General features: G+C 69.8%; 16 protein-coding genes and 2 pseudogenes. 10 read left to right on the top strand and 8 right to left on the bottom strand.

Going from position 1 to position 16,149, the window contains the following annotated elements; genetic code table 11:
- Positions 1–62: 62 nt before the first annotated feature.
- From ACIBK5_RS32735 to ACIBK5_RS32715, 5 genes and pseudogenes are all read left to right on the top strand, one after another.
- Positions 63–704 (top strand): hypothetical protein, encoded by a 642-nt coding sequence (locus ACIBK5_RS32735; protein WP_399025254.1) that lies wholly within the window; start codon positions 63–65, stop codon positions 702–704.
- A 126-nt stretch (positions 705–830) separates the two neighbouring features.
- A complete protein-coding gene (locus ACIBK5_RS32730) occupies positions 831–1,640 on the top strand; it encodes an SDR family NAD(P)-dependent oxidoreductase (RefSeq protein WP_399025252.1) in 810 nt (269 codons plus the stop codon).
- Positions 1,641–1,671: 31 nt separating this feature from the next.
- Positions 1,672–1,734: pseudogene (locus tag ACIBK5_RS32725) on the top strand (50S ribosomal protein bL37); the annotation flags it as partial.
- 347 nt (positions 1,735–2,081) lie between these two features.
- Positions 2,082–4,037, top strand: a complete 1,956-nt coding sequence (locus tag ACIBK5_RS32720) for an APC family permease (RefSeq protein ID WP_399025250.1) — start codon at positions 2,082–2,084, stop codon at positions 4,035–4,037.
- Positions 4,038–4,137: 100 nt separating this feature from the next.
- Positions 4,138–4,503 carry a hypothetical protein gene (locus tag ACIBK5_RS32715; protein ID WP_399025249.1) on the top strand — a complete coding sequence of 122 codons (366 nt, stop codon included), beginning with the start codon at positions 4,138–4,140 and terminating at the stop codon, positions 4,501–4,503.
- A gap of 188 nt (positions 4,504–4,691) precedes the next feature.
- Here the strand turns inward: ACIBK5_RS32715 and ACIBK5_RS32710 are convergent, their stop codons facing one another.
- Positions 4,692–5,027 (bottom strand): YnfA family protein, encoded by a 336-nt coding sequence (locus ACIBK5_RS32710; protein WP_399025247.1) that lies wholly within the window; start codon positions 5,025–5,027, stop codon positions 4,692–4,694.
- Between the two features lie 57 nt (positions 5,028–5,084).
- Positions 5,085–5,858, bottom strand: a complete 774-nt coding sequence (locus tag ACIBK5_RS32705) for a MerR family transcriptional regulator (protein ID WP_399025246.1) — start codon at positions 5,856–5,858, stop codon at positions 5,085–5,087.
- A 107-nt stretch (positions 5,859–5,965) separates the two neighbouring features.
- Between ACIBK5_RS32705 and ACIBK5_RS32700 the strand changes: the two genes are divergently transcribed.
- From ACIBK5_RS32700 to ACIBK5_RS32690, 3 genes are all read left to right on the top strand, one after another.
- Positions 5,966–6,301: an ArsR/SmtB family transcription factor gene (locus ACIBK5_RS32700; RefSeq protein WP_399025244.1), complete on the top strand. Its 336-nt coding sequence runs from the start codon at positions 5,966–5,968 to the stop codon at positions 6,299–6,301.
- Complete coding sequence (locus tag ACIBK5_RS32695) at positions 6,301–7,020, top strand: cation transporter (protein WP_399025242.1); 720 nt, start codon at positions 6,301–6,303, stop codon at positions 7,018–7,020. The genes ACIBK5_RS32700 and ACIBK5_RS32695 overlap by 1 nt, the downstream gene beginning before the upstream one ends.
- A gap of 195 nt (positions 7,021–7,215) precedes the next feature.
- Positions 7,216–7,986: a DeoR/GlpR family DNA-binding transcription regulator gene (locus ACIBK5_RS32690; protein WP_399025240.1), complete on the top strand. Its 771-nt coding sequence runs from the start codon at positions 7,216–7,218 to the stop codon at positions 7,984–7,986.
- A 47-nt stretch (positions 7,987–8,033) separates the two neighbouring features.
- Here ACIBK5_RS32690 and ACIBK5_RS32685 read toward each other — a convergent pair whose 3' ends face one another.
- Positions 8,034–8,243: a hypothetical protein gene (locus ACIBK5_RS32685; protein WP_399025238.1), complete on the bottom strand. Its 210-nt coding sequence runs from the start codon at positions 8,241–8,243 to the stop codon at positions 8,034–8,036.
- 26 nt (positions 8,244–8,269) lie between these two features.
- On the opposite strand from ACIBK5_RS32685, the gene ACIBK5_RS32680 reads away from it, so the two are divergent.
- Entirely contained in the window at positions 8,270–9,169 is a 900-nt protein-coding gene (locus ACIBK5_RS32680) for an alpha/beta hydrolase (RefSeq protein ID WP_399025236.1), read from the top strand.
- A gap of 325 nt (positions 9,170–9,494) precedes the next feature.
- On the opposite strand, the gene ACIBK5_RS32675 is transcribed toward ACIBK5_RS32680, so the two are convergent.
- From ACIBK5_RS32675 to ACIBK5_RS32655, 5 genes and pseudogenes are all read right to left on the bottom strand, one after another.
- Entirely contained in the window at positions 9,495–10,010 is a 516-nt protein-coding gene (locus ACIBK5_RS32675) for a TetR/AcrR family transcriptional regulator (RefSeq protein WP_399025234.1), read from the bottom strand.
- 387 nt (positions 10,011–10,397) lie between these two features.
- Entirely contained in the window at positions 10,398–11,984 is a 1,587-nt protein-coding gene (locus tag ACIBK5_RS32670; protein ID WP_399025232.1) for a Na+/H+ antiporter, read from the bottom strand.
- A gap of 225 nt (positions 11,985–12,209) precedes the next feature.
- A pseudogene (locus tag ACIBK5_RS32665) lies at positions 12,210–13,255 on the bottom strand (NAD(P)-dependent alcohol dehydrogenase).
- Positions 13,256–13,314: 59 nt separating this feature from the next.
- Positions 13,315–13,494 carry a DUF2255 family protein gene (locus tag ACIBK5_RS32660; protein ID WP_399025231.1) on the bottom strand — a complete coding sequence of 60 codons (180 nt, stop codon included), beginning with the start codon at positions 13,492–13,494 and terminating at the stop codon, positions 13,315–13,317.
- Entirely contained in the window at positions 13,491–14,927 is a 1,437-nt protein-coding gene (locus ACIBK5_RS32655; RefSeq protein ID WP_399025311.1) for an MFS transporter, read from the bottom strand. Before ACIBK5_RS32655 ends, ACIBK5_RS32660 begins: the two co-directional genes overlap by 4 nt.
- Before the next feature lie 301 nt (positions 14,928–15,228).
- Here ACIBK5_RS32655 and ACIBK5_RS32650 point away from each other — a divergent pair, with 301 nt between their 5' ends.
- Positions 15,229–16,119, top strand: coding sequence for a helix-turn-helix transcriptional regulator (locus tag ACIBK5_RS32650; protein WP_399025229.1), 891 nt, complete (start codon positions 15,229–15,231; stop codon positions 16,117–16,119).
- The last annotated feature ends 30 nt before the right edge of the window (positions 16,120–16,149 follow it).

Below are 16,149 nucleotides of genomic sequence, written 5' to 3'. Positions count from 1 at the left end.
CGGCGGGTGCCGATGGTGCTGACGTGGGCGGGGAGGCGGGGTGTGGTGCCGATGGTGCTGACGTGGGCGGGCACGCGGGGGTCGTGCGGCGTTCCGGCATCGTCCTGGAGCCCGACGACACCGAACGCGAGGAAGCCTCGGCCCGCTGCCGCCTGGCCGACGCGGGTCTGCGGCGCCTCGATGAGCTCTCGGAGCTGGAGGCCGACCCCGACGTCCTCCTCGACCGGCTCCGCCGCGGCCTCACCGCCCGTCTCGACGACGCGCGCGACCGCCTCACCGACGACAGCGGAACCACGCCCCCGGCCGAGTCGGCCGGCCTGACCTACCGCCAACCGCGCCGCGACCTGATCACCGTCGAGTCCAGGGAACTGCAACGCCTCTACGACGACCACACGATCAGCGACACCACCCGCCGGCGCCTCCAGCGAACCCTCGACCTGGAGGAGCGCGGCTGGCGGGCGCTTAGGGGTCCTTTCACTATGCGCGGCCGGGTATCCGACCGGTGGCAGGGCCGGCACCGTCAAGGAGTCGTAAAGGCACGTCAGAGGCCCGTCAGGGAAGCGGCATCCGTCTTGCCCCGGCCGTGCGGTACGGCTTCCATGGAGTACGTGAACAGCGCCTGGCTCCTCTTCGACCGGCCGCCGAGTCCGGCTCGGCAGCCGAGTCGTGGGTGGCGCTGCCCGGAAGCGCCCGCCTCCCGCTGACGCGCTCTCCGTGACCCGAGGGGCGCCGTGACACCCGACCGGCGCCCCTCGCCTCACCCTTCCCTGACGACCGCACGCCCTCCGCTCCCGGAGGTCGTGCGGCGTGCCCTCAACCCGGATGGAAACATGCCCGAGTCCACCCTTTCTTCCCGCACTGTCCTGGTCACCGGCGCCACCTCCGGCATCGGTTACGAGACCGCCCGGCAGCTCGTCGAGCGAGGTGCCACCGTGCTGTTGCACGGTCGTACCGCCGAGGAGGCCCTCGCGGCCGCCGACCGCCTCGCGGCGACCGCCGGTATCGACGCCCCACAACTGCGCGCGTACGGCGCGGACTTCACCCACCTCGACGAGGTCGAGGCACTCGCCGGCAAGGTCGTCGACGAGCACCCGCACCTGGACGCGCTCGTCAACAACGCGGGCATGGCCGCGCCCGAGCGGCACACCATCACCGCCGACGGCAACGAGATCGCCTTCCAGGTCAACTTCCTCGCGCACTATCTCCTGACCTGCCTGCTGGAGCCCGCCCTCACCAGCGAGCCGGGAGGCCGTGTGGTCAATGTGTCGTCGTCGCTGCACCGCACGGCCTCCATCCAATGGGCCGATCCGAACCGCGCCCGCCGTTACTCCCGGCTCGCCGCCTACGCCCAGTCCCAGCTGGCCCTGACGGTGTTCGCGGCAGACCCCCGGGTCACCGCGGTCTCCGTACACCCCGGCGTCTGCGACACCCCTCTGCTGCCGCTCTACGGGCATGAGGGTGCCACCTCCGCCGTGGGCGCCGCCCACGTGGTCCGGCTGTGCGACCCGGCGGTCGAGATCATCAACGGCGCCTACTACGAACGCGACGCGCGGGTCGCCCCCGCCCCGGCCGCGACCGAGGACCGCACGGTCAGGCGTCTCAACAAGCTGGCCGACCTGCTCGTCGGCCGTACCGCTTGAACGTCGTTCCCGAGGAGAGGCGTTGACGCCGATGTCGAAGCGATCCCGCAAGAAGAAGGACCGCCGGAAGAAGAAGGCCAACCACGGCAGCAAGGCCACTCCACCCAGAGACATCAGTGATCGAAATCCGCCGCCGTGTCCGCCCTGAGCCCCCGACGTTCACCGTCCGGACTCCTCGACGGCGGCCACGAGACATGGCGCTGCGTGTCCACTGGTGCGGCACCGGCGCACGTCCTCCGTACGGCCCAATCCCCGGCCAAGCGCAGGACGTGCCCTTGTCCGGGTGGTTCGCCCGCTTCCCGCTGCCGGTCTTAACGGAAGCTTGACGCCACCGAGCCGCTCATCCCTGGGCCCTGGCGTCACGCTCTGCTTACGCTGGTACGGCCGTCCGCGTGATGGCCACGAGCCCACGCCGAGCCGCAATTCCGGGAGCGCACGCCGATGGCCACCACCGAGCACCCGCCGCCGAGCCGCCTGCGGACGTGGATGCTGGAGGGCCTGTCCGACATGGGCAAGGGCCGTGGTCACACGGGGCCGCACGCCGAGCCGGAACCCCCGCACCAGGGGCAGCGCTGGTGGCGGGTGATGTGCCTGACCGGCGTCGACTACTTCTCCACCCTCGGATACCAGCCCGGCATCGCCGCTCTGGCCGCCGGGCTCCTGTCCCCCGTCGCGACGATCGTGCTCGTCATCGTCACCCTGGCCGGCGCCCTCCCCGTCTACCGCCGGGTGGCCGAGGAGAGCCCGCACGGCCAGGGCTCGATCGCGATGCTGGAACGACTGCTGACCTTCTGGAAGGGCAAGCTCTTCGTCCTCACCCTGCTGGGCTTCGCCGCCACCGACTTCCTGATCACCATCACCCTCTCCGCCGCGGACGCCTCCACCCACCTGGTGGAGAACCCCCAGCTGACCGACGCGCTGCACGACAAGCAGGTGCTGATCACCCTCGTCCTGGTGGCCCTGCTGGGCGCGGTGTTCCTCAAGGGCTTCCTGGAGGCGATCGGTGTCGCCGTGGCCCTCGTCGCCGTCTACCTCGCCCTCAACGTCGTGATCGTCGTCGTCGGCCTGTGGCACGTCCTCACCGAGGGCCATGTGGTCACCGACTGGACGAGCGCGCTGACCGCCGAGCACGGCAACGTCTTCGTCATGATCGGCGTGGCCCTGATCGTCTTCCCCAAGCTCGCACTCGGTCTCTCCGGCTTCGAGACCGGCGTGGCCGTCATGCCCCATGTGAAGGGCGACGCCGGCGACACGGAGGAGAACCCCAAGGGCCGCATCCGGGACACGAAGAAGCTGCTCACCGCCGCCGCGGTCATCATGAGCACCTTCCTGATCAGCACCAGCTTCATCACCACGCTCCTCATCCCGGAGAAGGAGTTCGAGGCGGGCGGCGACGCCAACGGCCGCGCTCTCGCCTACCTGGCACACGACTATCTCGGCAACGCGTTCGGCACCGTCTACGACATCTCGACGATCGCCATCCTGTGGTTCGCCGGCGCCTCGGCCATGGCGGGCCTGCTCAACCTCATGCCGCGCTACCTCCCGCGTTATGGCATGGCTCCCCACTGGGCACGCGCGGTGCGTCCCATGGTCATCGTCTTCACCCTGGTCGGGTTCCTGGTCACCTGGATCTTCGACGCCGATGTCGACGCGCAGGGCGGCGCGTACGCCACCGGCGTGCTCGTGCTCATCAGCTCCGCGGCGATCGCCGTGACCATCGCGGCCCGCAAGGCCGGTCAGCGGAACTGGACCATCGCCTTCGGGGTCATCTCCGCGGTGTTCCTCTACACGACGGTCGTGAACGTCATCGAGCGGCCGGACGGCGTGAAGATCGGCGCCTGCTTCATCGCCGGCATCATCCTCATCTCCCTTCTGTCCCGGCTGATGCGCGCCTTCGAGCTCCGCGTCACCAGCGTGACCCTCGACACCATGGCGGAACGATTCGTCCGGGACATGGCCAGCCGCAAGATCCGGTTCATCGCCAACGAGCCCGACCGCCGGGACAAGGCCGAGTACCGCGACAAGATCGAGCAGATCCGCAAGGACAACGACCTCACGGAACAGGAGGACTTCGTCTTCGTCGAGGTGACGGTCACGGACCCCTCGGAGTTCGAGGCGGGCCTGACCGTGCGCGGCGAGGTCCTGCACAACCGCTATCGCGTCCTCACCCTGGAGTCCTCCTCCGTCCCCAACTCGCTCGCGGCCCTGCTGCTCCACGTCCGCGACACCACGGGGCGCACCCCGCACATCTACTTCGAGTGGACCGAGGGCAACCCCTTCGCCAACTTCCTGCGCTTCTTCCTCTTCGGCCAAGGGGAGGTCGCCCCGGTCACCCGCGAGGTCCTGCGTGTGGCGGAACCCGGCAGGAAGCGACGGCCGAGGGTGCATGTGGGCTGAGACGGGCAGTCGCAGGCGCCCGGGGCGAGCGGGTGGGCGTCCAGGGCCCGTCTCCCGGCCCACACCCGGCAGACAGTCACACCGACGGAAGGTCAATCCGATGGCACAGCCCGACCCGACGACCGCCCAGGCGACCCTGGCCGCCCTGCGTGACCGCGCCGAGCGCGGGGACCCCGGCGCGGTGGAGGAGCTGATCGACCTCGCCGTCGAGCTCGGCGACATGAGCGAACTGCGCCGCCTCGCAGATGCGGGCAACCCCACCGCGACCGACGAACTCATCCAACTCGCGGCAGAGAAGGGCGACCTCGGTGAACTGCGCCGTCTTTCGGACGGCGGCAATGCCACCGCCGCCGACCAGCTGATCGAACTCGCCACCGAGCAGGACAACCTGGACGAGCTACGACGCCTCGCCGCGCACGGCAACACGACCGCCGCCGAGCAGCTCGGCGAACTCACCGCCGAGTGACCTCCGACCTCCGGCTGAGGCCGCCGAAGTCGGGGCCGTGGGTGGCAGCTCCGATATCGGAGACGGCGGTGGCGGTGGGGGGCGGACTCGTCGCGTCGTAAGTACGGTCACAGGTCCGCCTGTTGAACGTCGTGCTGCCAGGCCAGTTCGCGTCTGGGGGCGATCGACAGGGCGACGGAGCCGGCCAGTCAGTGTCCACGGGGTGCGTACATGATGACCGCCATCCCGGCGAGGCAGACGAGTGCGCCGAGGACATCGAAGCGGTCGGGGCGGTAGCCGTCGGCGATCATGCCCCAGGCGATCGACCCGGCGACGAAGATGCCTCCGTAGGCGGCGAGAATCCGGCCGAAGTCGTCGTCGCTCTGGAAGGTGGCGACGACCCCGTACAGGCCGAGGGCGATGACGCCGGCGCCGATCCAGATCCACCCCTTGTGCTCACGGATGCCCTGCCACACGAGCCAGGCGCCTCCGATCTCGAAGAGGGCGGCGACGGCGAACAGCGCGACGGAGCGGGCTACGAGCACGGTGAGACGGTCTTTCTGGCGAAGGGCGGGGACGGGGTGCGATCACGGGTGTGGAGCTCAGGCGGCTGCCGGGCCGAACAACTCGGTGAGCAGGCCCGCCGCGTCAGCCGGGGCACGGATCTCCAGGTGAAGGGCGCCTCCGTCGAGGTGGAGACGGAAGTCGAAGAACGGGCAGCACCTTTGCTCGTCCGCGGCGAGCCCGGCAACGGTGGCCGCCCGGTCGGCGGGCAGGGTGAGCCGCGCCCCGTCAGGGATGAGCGTCCGTACGGCACCGCGGAGGGCGGCGCGCCACGCCTCGGCACGCTCGGCCATCGCGTTGCCGTCCAGGGAGCAGGCCACCGGCTCGCTCCGCCACCTCTGGCTCCCCTGCCCTGCTGCCTCACGACCGGGTTCGAGGGTCAACTCCACTACTGGGGTGGGCCGGGTCAGGCCGAGGAACGCGCAATCGGGGTCGCACTGCTGGTCGCGGTCGGGTAGGGCGTCCAGGTGTTCCAGCGCCGCACGCAGCGAGACCGCGAAGGCCGAGAGCTCGGCGATGCGCCGCTGGGCAGCGCCCAGGCGGGCGACGATCCGGGGTGCGAGGTCGCCCTTGACCTCTTTGCAGCTACCGGACTCCCACACGGCGAGCAGGTCGGCGATCTCCTCCAGCGGCAGCCCGAGATGCTTCGCCGCTCCGATGAACGCCAGCCGCTCGACGGCGTCCTCGCCGTACATGCGGTAGCCGGCCGGACTCCGCCCCGCGGGTAGCAGTCCCGCGTCCTCATAGAAGCGCAGGGTGGTGGCGGGTACGCCGGTGCGCTCGGCCAGCTGGGAGATGCGCATCGTGCTCATACCACCGACCGTAAACCTTCGACCTGGCTCGAAGGTCAAGTCCGCTCCGCCAGCCCTCCCGCTATTCACGATTTCCTGAATTCAGGATCTGCTGTACCGTCCTGCTCATGCTGAGTCTCGCCACCGACCTCGACGCCCTGACCCGCTTCGGCCGGGCGCTGGCCGACCCGATCCGCTGCCGCATCCTGCTGGCCCTGCGCAAGGAGCCGGCCCATCCGGCCGCACTGGCCGACCTGCTGGACATCTCGCGTACTCGGCTGTCGAACCATCTGGCATGCCTGCGGGACTGCGGCCTGGTCGTGGCCGTCCCCGTCGGGCGCCGGACCCGATACGAGCTGGCGGACGAGCGGCTGGGGCATGCGCTGGACGACCTGCGTACGGCCGTGCTCGCCGTCGAGACCGACCGTACCTGCGCGGACGCCGAGTCCAAGGACTGCTGCTGATGACCGCGACATCCCTCGGCCCGTCACCCGCCCGCCGCGACCACCTGGCCCGGCGGATACGACTCCTGGTCGCCGCGACCATCACCTACAACGTGATCGAGGCCATTGTCGCGATCACGGCCGGCACCCTCGCCTCCTCCACCGCACTGATCGGCTTCGGCCTGGACTCGATCATCGAGGTCTCCTCCGCCGCGGCGGTCGCCTGGCAGTTCTCCGCCTCCGAGCACGCGGTGCGCGAGGCGCGGGAGAAGACCACGCTGCGGATCATCGCGGTCTCCTTCTTCGCCCTGGCCGCCTACGTCGGTTTCGAGTCCGTGTGGGCCCTGACAGGCACCGGCGAGGCCGAAGGGTCCGTCCCCGGCATCGTGCTCGCAGCCCTGTCCCTGGCCGTGATGCCTTTCCTGTCCGCCGCCCAGCGCAGGGCAGGACGCGAGCTCGGCTCCGCCTCCGCGGTGGCGGACTCCAAGCAGACCCTGCTGTGCACCTACCTCTCGGCGGTCCTGCTGGTGGGCCTGGTCCTCAACGCCGCCCTCGGCTGGTCCTGGGCCGACCCGATCGCCGCCCTGGTCATCGCCGCCATCGCCGTCAAGGAGGGCCGTGACGCATGGCAGGGCAGAGGCTGCTGCGCACCGAACACCACCGCGCCGGCACACACCGCGCCGGGCGGCACCGGTGCGAACACGATCGAGCCGGATGCGTGCGGCTGCAACTCCTGCTGACAGCGGTGGAGCGGGCAGTCCGCGGCGACCGGGCCGGAGCCATGGACTCACACTCTGTACGCCTCAAGTCCCTGCCCTCTCTTCCCGGTCGCCTTCAAACCGTTCGAGCCCGCTGCTGCGGCCGCACGAGTAGGCGTCAACTGCGGCTGGAAGTCGGCAGGTTGCGCTGGCTGCCGGCGTGTAGTGTCCGGTTGCGTGCTGGCTGAACGACGACACCAACTCATCCTGCAGGCCCTGCGCTCGGGCGGCACGGCGTCCGTGACCGACCTCGCCGAGCAGCTTGATGCCAGTGCGGCGACCATCCGTCGAGACCTCCTGAAACTGGAGGGGGACGGATTTCTCACCCGGGTGCATGGCGGAGCGGTCGTCGAGGAGGATCAGCCGCCCTTCGACGAGGCCGCCACGGTTCAGGTGAGAGAGAAGGACGCGATTGCCGCCCAGGCGGCCACGATGGTCGAGGACGGCCAGTCGGTCATTCTCGACAGCGGAACGACGGTGCACCGGCTGGCGCTTCAGCTGCATGGCCGCCGACTCACTGTGATCACCAACAACCTCGCGGTCTACGACGAGCTCATCGATGACGAGAACATCGACCTGATGTTGCTCGGGGGCATGGTCATCCGTGAATCACGCATGCTGGACGGCTTCATGGCCGAGGACAACCTCCGGCAAGTCCATGCGGACTGGCTGTTCATGGGGGCTTGCGGCCTTCGACCTGGAGGCCAGGTCATGGACACCACCGTGGCCGAGGTGCCCGCCAGGCGCGCCATGATTGCCGCCAGCGACAAGGTGGTCCTCCTGGCCGACAAGAGCAAGTTCCCGGGAACCGGCATGGTGAAGATCTGTGATCCGGAAGACCTGGATGCGGTCATCACCAACGCGTCGGAAGACGACGCGAGCTGTAGAGCCCTGCGTGAGGCCGGCGTGAGGGTGATTCCGGCAGCTCCGGACGCAGTCGGCGGTTAACACAGAAGGCTCGTACCGCCGATGAACGATGAGACAACGAGCAAGCCTTAGGAACGCCTCATCGTCGCCTCGACCAGCGCAGAGCGAGTCAGGCTTGCGTCAAGGACGGCCCACCCGGCCTCGGCGGCGTAGAGCGAGAGGACCGAACGCCAGAGCGTGCCTGTGGCGCGGCGCAGAGCGATCGCGATTGACAACCGGATCAGGTGTTCCGTATCGTCTAAGCGGATCAATCGTTCCGCTTTGGCGTCGAGCGCCATGGCCACGCGCACCCCGAGGAATCCCCATGAAGGCCCCTGTGACGTTCCGCAGCAACAACCTGGCGATCGCCGGCGTCCTGTACGTACCGGACGACTACGACGGCCGCCGCCTGCCCGGGGTGGTAGTCGTCCACCCCGCCGGCGGCGTGAAGGAGCAGACCGCAGCCCGGTACGCCGAGGAGCTGTCCCGCAACGGCTATGCCGCCCTCGCCTTCGACGCCGCCTACCAGGGTGAGAGCGAGGGGGAGCCGCGCAGCCTCGAGGACCCCTTCCAGCGCGCGGAGGACATCCGGGCCGCGGTCTCCTACCTGGCGAGCCGCAGCGACATCGATCACGAACGCGTCGGTGCACTGGGCATCTGCGCGGGCGGCAGCTACCTGTCCTACGCCGCGCAGACCGACCGCCGTATCAAAGCCGTGGCCACGGTCAGCGCGGTGGACCCGGCCGGCGAACTCCTCGCCGACCCGGCGACCCGGGACGCGCTGCTGGACCAGGCGGGTGTCCTGCGCAATGTCGAGGCCCGAGGCGAAGGCGCGTTCGCGGGGAACCAGCTGCCGCCGACCAAGGCCGACGCGGACGCCTTTCCCGCACGCAGCATGTTCGGTGAGAGCTACGACTACTACCGCGGCCCGCTCGGCCGTCACCCCCGCTCGACCGGTTGGGGACTGATCCGGTTCGACGTGTTCGCCCATTTCACTCCCTTCCGGAACATGGAATGGATCGCCCCGCGTCCGCTGCTGATGGTCGCCGGCACCGAGGCCGACACGCGCCACTTCAGTGAGGACGCCGTCGCACGTGCCGGTGACCCGGCCGAGCTGTACGACATCGAAGGTGCCTCGCACATGGACCTCTACTACAGGGACGAGTTCATCCCTCAGGTCGTCGACAAGCTCGTCGACTTCTACGGCATCCACCTTCAGAGCTGACCCCACTCCCCCGCGACGGTCCGCGCCCGGCCGCTGGAAGCGACCCACGCCGAGCCCGAAGTCACCGTGCACCACGGAGTGCGAAGCAGGTCGAGAGGACGCCGAGGCCCTCGGCCGACTGACCGCCGCCGGAGTGCGCGGCAAGGACGGCATCGGCGTCCTGCGCGCCTACGAGCGCGACCGCCTGAGCTCGGCCCGGCGATTGGTCAAGAGTGGTCAGAAGTTCAGCCGCTCCTGCACCGGCCGGCGCTGACGGCTGCTCAAGGATTCGCCCTGCCCACGGCAGCACTCCTGCCTACTGCGTCGGCCCTCTCTACCCGCTGGTTCAGCGCCCGCGGAGGCCGTCGAAGACGATCGACAGCGTGCGCGTGCGCAGCGCCTCGTCCCACTGCTGGCGATCTGCCGCGAGGCAGGTGGCTGTGATGAGCGCCAGCACCTCCGGCATGCGCACGTCCGCTCGCACGGCCTCCGCCGCCTGGGCGCGGACCAGCAAGGCCTCGGTGGCATCCTCGAGTTCGCGGTACATGGAAGCGGTGCTGGCCTTGATGTCCACACCGGCCTGCCACAGCGAGTCGACGAGCGCCTTCTCACCCGTGGACTCTGCCACGGCAAGGGTGAAGAACGCGAAGAAGGCCTCGCCCGGATCGGGCGCTTCTGCCGCGGCTCGCGCCTCTTCCAGGAGCCTGAGTACGCGTTCCACCACGATCGCTTCGTGCAGCGCCTCCTTGGTGGGGAACTGACGGTAGATGGTGGCAAGCCCTACGCCCGCATGCCGTGCGATCTCCCTCATCGACGCGGCCATCCCGTCCTTGGCCAGAACGATCTCCGCCGCCTCCAGCACGCGGGCACGGTTGCGCTGAGCGTCCGCCCGCAGCGGCCGTGGGGTCTCAGGCACAGCAAGACTCCTGTTGTTCTGGGGACCATGCGCCCCATGAGGTTGCTACTTCGAGCATCCGGATCATTCGTTCCGAATATGCAAGCCTAACCCTCGCCGCACTCGGGCGACACACCCTGCGCGACGCGCCGCACGTCGACGAACGAGGGCGAGCCACCCGTTACTAAACGGATCACCTGTACTGGATGCTCCTTCGCCCTGGCCCTGAGGCGGCCGGGTCTATGACAGCTAGAAGGAACTCCCCATGCCCCTTATGTGGCCGTCTTCGTCAAGCGGCGGACACGCCCGGCGGGCAGGCCCAGGCTCAGACCGGAGGGCGTGCGTGAAGCCTGGTCACTCCGTCGCCCCTCTGCGGGACAGTCGTACCTCTTCTAGGTCGAGCTGCCGCTGTACGTGCCGCAGCACGGTGTCGTCGATCTCCCGCTCGTCCCGCAGGCGGAGCACGGCGGCGCGTTTGCGGGCCAGCAGGGCCAGGCGGATGGCCGTGTAGTGCCGGTCGTGTCGGAGCACCTGCTCGTCGTCGGCCTCGTCACCGCCGGCACGCAGCACCTGTAGGTGCGTTTCGTACTCCTGCCGCATGCGTTCCACGACTTCGGGATCGGTACCGAATTCGGCCGCGACGTCGTGGAGGCTCTTGAGAGCCTCCTCGGTCGCCGTCGTCTCGGCGAGGAACCGCTCCTCCTCCACCGAGGTGTCCCGGGGCAGGCGGGCCCAGCGCACCACGGCCGGAAGCAGGAGACCCTGCACCACCAGTGTGGTCACGATGACGCCGGAGGTGACGAACACGATCGTGTCGCGGTCCGGGAACGGTGCGCCGGAGTCCAGTGCCGTCGGCACCGACAGGGCGACAGCCAGGGACACGGCGCCGCGGAACCCGGACATGGCGCTGACCACCCGATGCCGGTAGGTCATGCGGCGCAGCCGCTGCTGTGGGCGGCGGTCGAGCAGGCGGATCAGGTAGGGGACGGTGAAGAGGAAGGCGAAGCGGGTGCCGACGACCACCGCCGAGACCGCTGCGACGGCGATCACGGCGGAGGTCAGGTCGGTGCCGTTCAGATCTCGCGCGGCCGACTGGGCTTCCAGGCCCACCAGGACGAACAGGGAGCCGTTGAGCAGGAAGGTCGCCAGAGACCAGAACTCCTCGGCCTGACGACGTGTCTCGGCCCGCACCATGCGCGGGCCCGCCTGGCTCATGACGAGCCCGGCGATCACCACCGCCAGCACTCCGGAAGCATGGACGAGTTCGGCCAGGAGGAACGCGGTGAAGGGAGTGAGGATGGTCGCGACGTTGCCCAGCCGGGGATCGCCGAGGAGCCCCCGGGCCCGGATCGCCAGCCAGGCGGTCAGCAGCCCCGCGGCGGCGCCGCCCAGGTAGGAGACCAGGAAAAGCCGGCTGACGTGAGGGACGGTGAAGTGCTCCTCACCGACTGTGATGCCGACGGCGAGGCCGTAGAGGACCAGCGCCGTGCCGTCGTTGATCAGGCTCTCGGCACGCAGCAGCGTCACGTTCCGCCGCGGCAGCGCCCTCGCGAGCACCCCGACCGCGGTGGCGTCCGTCGGGGCGACGGCCGCGCCCAGGACCCAGGCCGGTCCCCAGCCCAGCCCCAGACCGTGCGCGACCGCGGCGACCGCCCCGGCCGTTCCGATCACCAGTGCGGTGCTCAGCAACACGATGCCGCGCAGATCCCGTCGGATCTCGCGCAGCGAGGTGGTCACGCTCTCCCAGTACAGCAGTGCCGGCAGAAAGAGCAGCAGGACGGCCTCGGGCGGCAGTTGGACCTCCCGCAGGGCGGGGACGAATCCCAGCAGCGCGCCCATGACGAGCAACAGCACGGGCGGCGCGACCCGCAGGCGGTGTCCGACGCGCTCGCCCAGCAGGATGGCGACGCCCAGGACGACGACGAGTTCGAGACCGATCACGTTGTTTCTCCCGAAGGTGTCAGGAATCGAGGTCGTCGGCGAAGTGATGGAAACCGCGCCGGTCCTGGTGCAGGCTCCACAGTGCGTCGGCGAGCACGGCCGGGGCCTTGCGGTGATGGCCGGGCACGATGGCACCAGGGATGAGCACTGCGCGACGTGGACCTCCGCGTCCGCGAGCGCGTCTCCAGCCCGGCTTCACGCACTAGGGTTCCTTCGCCACCTGCGTCATCGAGCCAGCGTCGACGCGTCGATCACGAAGCGGTACCGCACGTCCGAGGCGAGGACTCGCTCGTACGCCTCGTTGATCTTCTCCGCCGGGATGACCTCCACCTCGGAACCCAGTCCGTGTTCGCCGCAGAAGTCGAGCATCTCCTGCGTCTCGCGAATGCCGCCGATCAGCGAACCAGCGAAGGAACGGCCCTGCATGAGCAGCGAGAACACGTTCAGCGAAAGCGGCTCTGCGGGGGCGCCGACGTTGACCAGGGTGCCGTTCACGGCCAGCAGGCCGAGGTAGGCGTCCAGGTCGATCTTGGCACTGACCGTGTTGACGATCAGGTCGAAGGTGCCCGCCAACTGCTCGAACGTCGCGGGGTCGCTGGTGGCGTGGTAGTGGTCGGCGCCCAGGCGCAGGCCGTCGTCCCTCTTCTTCAGCGACTGCGACAGGACGGTGACCTCGGCACCCATCGCGTGGGCGATCTTGACGGCCATGTGCCCGAGGCCGCCCAAGCCCACGACCGCGACCTTCTTGCCGGGGCCGGCGCCGAAGCGGTGCAGAGGCGAGAAGGTGGTGACGCCGGCGCACAGCAGCGGCGCGGCCTCGTCCAGGGCGATGCCCTCGGGGATACGGACCACGAAGTCGTCGTTGACGACGACGTGCGTGGAGTAGCCGCCCTGAGTGAGGGTCCCGTCCTCGTCGATGGCGCCGTAGGTGAGGGTGTGCCCCTTCAGGCAGTACTGTTCCTCGCCCTTCCGGCACGGCTCGCACTCGCGGCAGGAGTTGACCATGCATCCGACACCCACCGGTCACCGGCGGCGTACTCGGTGACCTCGGAGCCGACCTCGGTGACGATCCCGGAGATCTCGTGGCCGGGGACGACCGGGTAGGTGGACGGGCCCCAGTCGCTGCGGGCGTAGTGGATGTCGGAGTGACAGATGCCGGCGTACTTGATCTCTATGAGTACGTCGTGCGGGCCGACGTCACGGCGCTCGACGGTCGTGGGGGTGAGCGGTTCGGTCGCGGACGTGGCGGCGTACGCGTTGACGGTGAGCACGTTCTCTCCAGAGGTGGGGGTTGCTTGCTTGCTCGGGCCTGGTTGCCCAGGCCTGTTCTTCAGGACCGAGGCACGAGCCGCATCGTGGTGGAACTCGCCTCGGGGCTTGTGACGGCCTGGATGATGTAGGCCGCGTAGTGGCCGTACTTGGCGCGGTAGGCCGCGTCGACGGCGTCGTTGATCTCGTCGGCGTCGTCGATCTCGAGTTCGCCGTTCGACCGGATCGTCGCGGTGGTCATGGCTGTGTTTCCTTCTCCAAGGCGGTCGCGGAAGCGGATGTGGTGGGTGCGGGCGCGGCCGTCGCCGAGGTGGGGGCGGGCCTGAGCAGAAGGCTGGTCGCGGCAGTCGCCAGCACGAGGGCGGCGGCGCTCAGCAGGCTGGTACGCAGGCCGTGGAAGAAGCTCCCGTGCTGGGCGACCAGGGCACCGAAGACGGCGACAGCGAGGGCGCCACCGACCTGACGGGAGGCGTTGAGGACACCACTGGCGGTTCCGGCCCGTTCGCCCGGGACACGGTCCAGCAACAGCGCCGTCACCGCCGGGACGGCGAGGGAGCCGCCGGCACCGACCGGGATCATCAGCACGACGAGCAGCCAGGTGGGCGCGGTCGCGGGGGCGAGGGCGAGGATCACAAGGCCGAAGGCCATGACGAGCTGACCGGTGATGACCGGCATCCGGGCGCCGAACCTGGCGGCGAACCATGCGGTGGTCGGACTGACGCACGCGGTCAGCAGGGTCATCGGCAGGAACGCCATGCCCGTGGCCAGCGGCGACAGGCCCCGAGTCTGCTGCAGGTAGAGACTGAGCAGGAAGACCATGCCGTAGAAGCCGATGTTGAGGGCGAATCCCACGCTCGACGAGATGAGCATCGTGCGGGCTCGCAGCAGCGGCATCGGCACCATCGGGCTCTTCCCCCGGGCCTGCGCCGCCAGGAAGAGGGCGCCTCCGACCACCGCCACACCGAAGGCGACGATCACCGGGGGCGCGCCGAAGCCGGCCACACCGGCCTCGATGGCCGCGAAGGTCAGGCCTCCCATCGCCGCGACCGCGGCGAGCTGCCCGAGCCAGTCGAACCCGGTGCCCGGCCGGCGAGGCGAGCGGCGCGTCCGGGTCAGCAGGAACAGCGCCAGCAGCCCGACCGGCACGTTCACGAAGAAGATCATCCGCCAGTCGACGAGGCTCAGCACGCCGCCCGCCACCGGGCCGGCCGCGGCGCCCACCGAGCCGCCCATCGCCCAGACGGAGATCGCCCGGGCGCGGCGGGTCCGGTCCGGGTACGCCTCCCGGATCAGGGCCAGCGAGGCGGGCACGATCACTGCGGCGCCCATGCCCTGCACCAGTCGTGCGAGGACGAGGACGGCCAGGTTCGGTGCGAAGCCGCAGGCGGCCGAGGCGGCGACGAAGACCACCAGGCCCGCCCCGAACGCCTGGCGGGCGCCGACCCGGTCGGTGATGGACCCGGCGGACAGCAGCAGCGCGGCGAACATCAGGGTGTAGCCGTCCACCACCCACTGGAGTCCCGTCATCCCGGCCGCGAAGGCGTCGCCGATCTCGGGCAGAGCGACGTTGACGATCAGGGTGTCCAGCGTCATCACGAAGAAGCCCAGTACCGCGGCCGCCAGCGCCGGGCCGGCCCCCTTGGGCACGGCCTCGGCGCCGGATCGCTTGGGCACGGCCTCGGCGCCGGATCGCTTGGGCACGGCCTCGGCGCCGGATCGCTGGGCGGAGGCAAGGGACGGTGACACTGAGGGCTCCTCTGCGGTGTCCGTGAAAGGGGTCGGGGTGCTTCGAACACGTGCGCCGCGGCTGTGCCGCCGTGCCGCGCTGCCACCCGGAGTACAGCCTGCGTGCGCGGCGCGAGAGGTGGCAGGCCGCGTTGTGCCGGGGAGCGCCGTTCGGGGGTGTGACAGGGCCCCCCACGCGGCTCCCGCCCTGCTCATGGCCTCATCAGCACCCAGCTGCCACACTGAGCTCATGGCACGTGAGCGGCAGAACGGCACCGGCGGCACCGAACTCGGCACCTTCCTGCGGGCCCGCCGCGTCAAGGTCACTCCGGAAGAGGCCGGGCTGCCGACGGGTCCCGGGCTACGCCGCACTCCCGGGTTGCGCCGCGAGGAGCTGGCCACCCTCGCCGGGGTCAGCGTCGACTACTACGTTCGACTGGAGCGCGGTAAGGAGCACAACCCGAGCCCGTCAGTGGTCGATGCCCTCGCCCAAGCCCTGCGTCTGCACCCGGCCGAGCACGAGCATCTGCGCGAGCTGGTCGCCTGTGCCGCGGGCAGCACCCCGGTGGAGCCGGTCACACCGACCAGGACCGTGCCACCCGGAACCGTGCTGCTGCTGGAGAGCCTGCGCCCCTTCCCGGCGTACGTGATCAGCCGGACCATGGACATCCTCGCGTGCAACGCGAGCGGCCTGAGGCTGTTCCCCGGAATGGAGGACTGGCCGGAGACGAAGCGCAACGTGGTGCGCTACGTCTTCCTCCACCCCGCGGCCCAGACTCTGTTCGACGACTGGGACGAGCAGATCCGCGCGGTCGTCGGACGTATGCGCGCCCTGGCCGGAATCGAGCCCGAAGCGCCCGACCTGGTCGAGCTGGTCGACGAACTGCTGAAGAAGAGCCCGGAGTTCGCCTCGCTGTGGGACGGCTACGACCTGCGGTGGCACACCCACGGCAGCAAGACCTTCCACCACCCCGAGGTCGGCGACCTCACCCCCGGCTACCAGTCCATGCAGCTGGAGGGCTCCCCGGGCCATCGGTTCGTCGCCTACTACGCCGAACCCGGCACCCCCGACCACGACAAGCTCGTCCTCCTCGACATGTCGGGCGCCGACCAGACGATCGAACGCACCGCGGAGGGGTGACCAGGAGCCGGCCGGTCCCACGCCGTGTGG

Source organism: Streptomyces sp. NPDC050546, assembly GCF_044457425.1.
GTDB lineage: Bacteria > Actinomycetota > Actinomycetes > Streptomycetales > Streptomycetaceae > Streptomyces.
The sequence above is the reverse complement of the archived record's forward strand: the minus strand, read 5'-3'. Positions and strand labels throughout refer to the sequence as shown.

Coding starts and splice junctions, on each gene's coding strand:
- ACIBK5_RS32730 (WP_399025252.1), top strand. CDS start 831: ATGCCCGAGTCCACCCTTTCTTCCCGCACTGTCCTGGTCACCGGCGCC.
- ACIBK5_RS32720 (WP_399025250.1), top strand. CDS start 2,082: ATGGCCACCACCGAGCACCCGCCGCCGAGCCGCCTGCGGACGTGGATG.
- ACIBK5_RS32715 (WP_399025249.1), top strand. CDS start 4,138: ATGGCACAGCCCGACCCGACGACCGCCCAGGCGACCCTGGCCGCCCTG.
- ACIBK5_RS32705 (WP_399025246.1), bottom strand. CDS start 5,858: ATGAGCACGATGCGCATCTCCCAGCTGGCCGAGCGCACCGGCGTACCC.
- ACIBK5_RS32700 (WP_399025244.1), top strand. CDS start 5,966: ATGCTGAGTCTCGCCACCGACCTCGACGCCCTGACCCGCTTCGGCCGG.
- ACIBK5_RS32695 (WP_399025242.1), top strand. CDS start 6,301: ATGACCGCGACATCCCTCGGCCCGTCACCCGCCCGCCGCGACCACCTG.
- ACIBK5_RS32685 (WP_399025238.1), bottom strand. CDS start 8,243: ATGGCGCTCGACGCCAAAGCGGAACGATTGATCCGCTTAGACGATACG.
- ACIBK5_RS32680 (WP_399025236.1), top strand. CDS start 8,270: ATGAAGGCCCCTGTGACGTTCCGCAGCAACAACCTGGCGATCGCCGGC.
- ACIBK5_RS32660 (WP_399025231.1), bottom strand. CDS start 13,494: ATGACCACCGCGACGATCCGGTCGAACGGCGAACTCGAGATCGACGAC.
- ACIBK5_RS32650 (WP_399025229.1), top strand. CDS start 15,229: ATGGCACGTGAGCGGCAGAACGGCACCGGCGGCACCGAACTCGGCACC.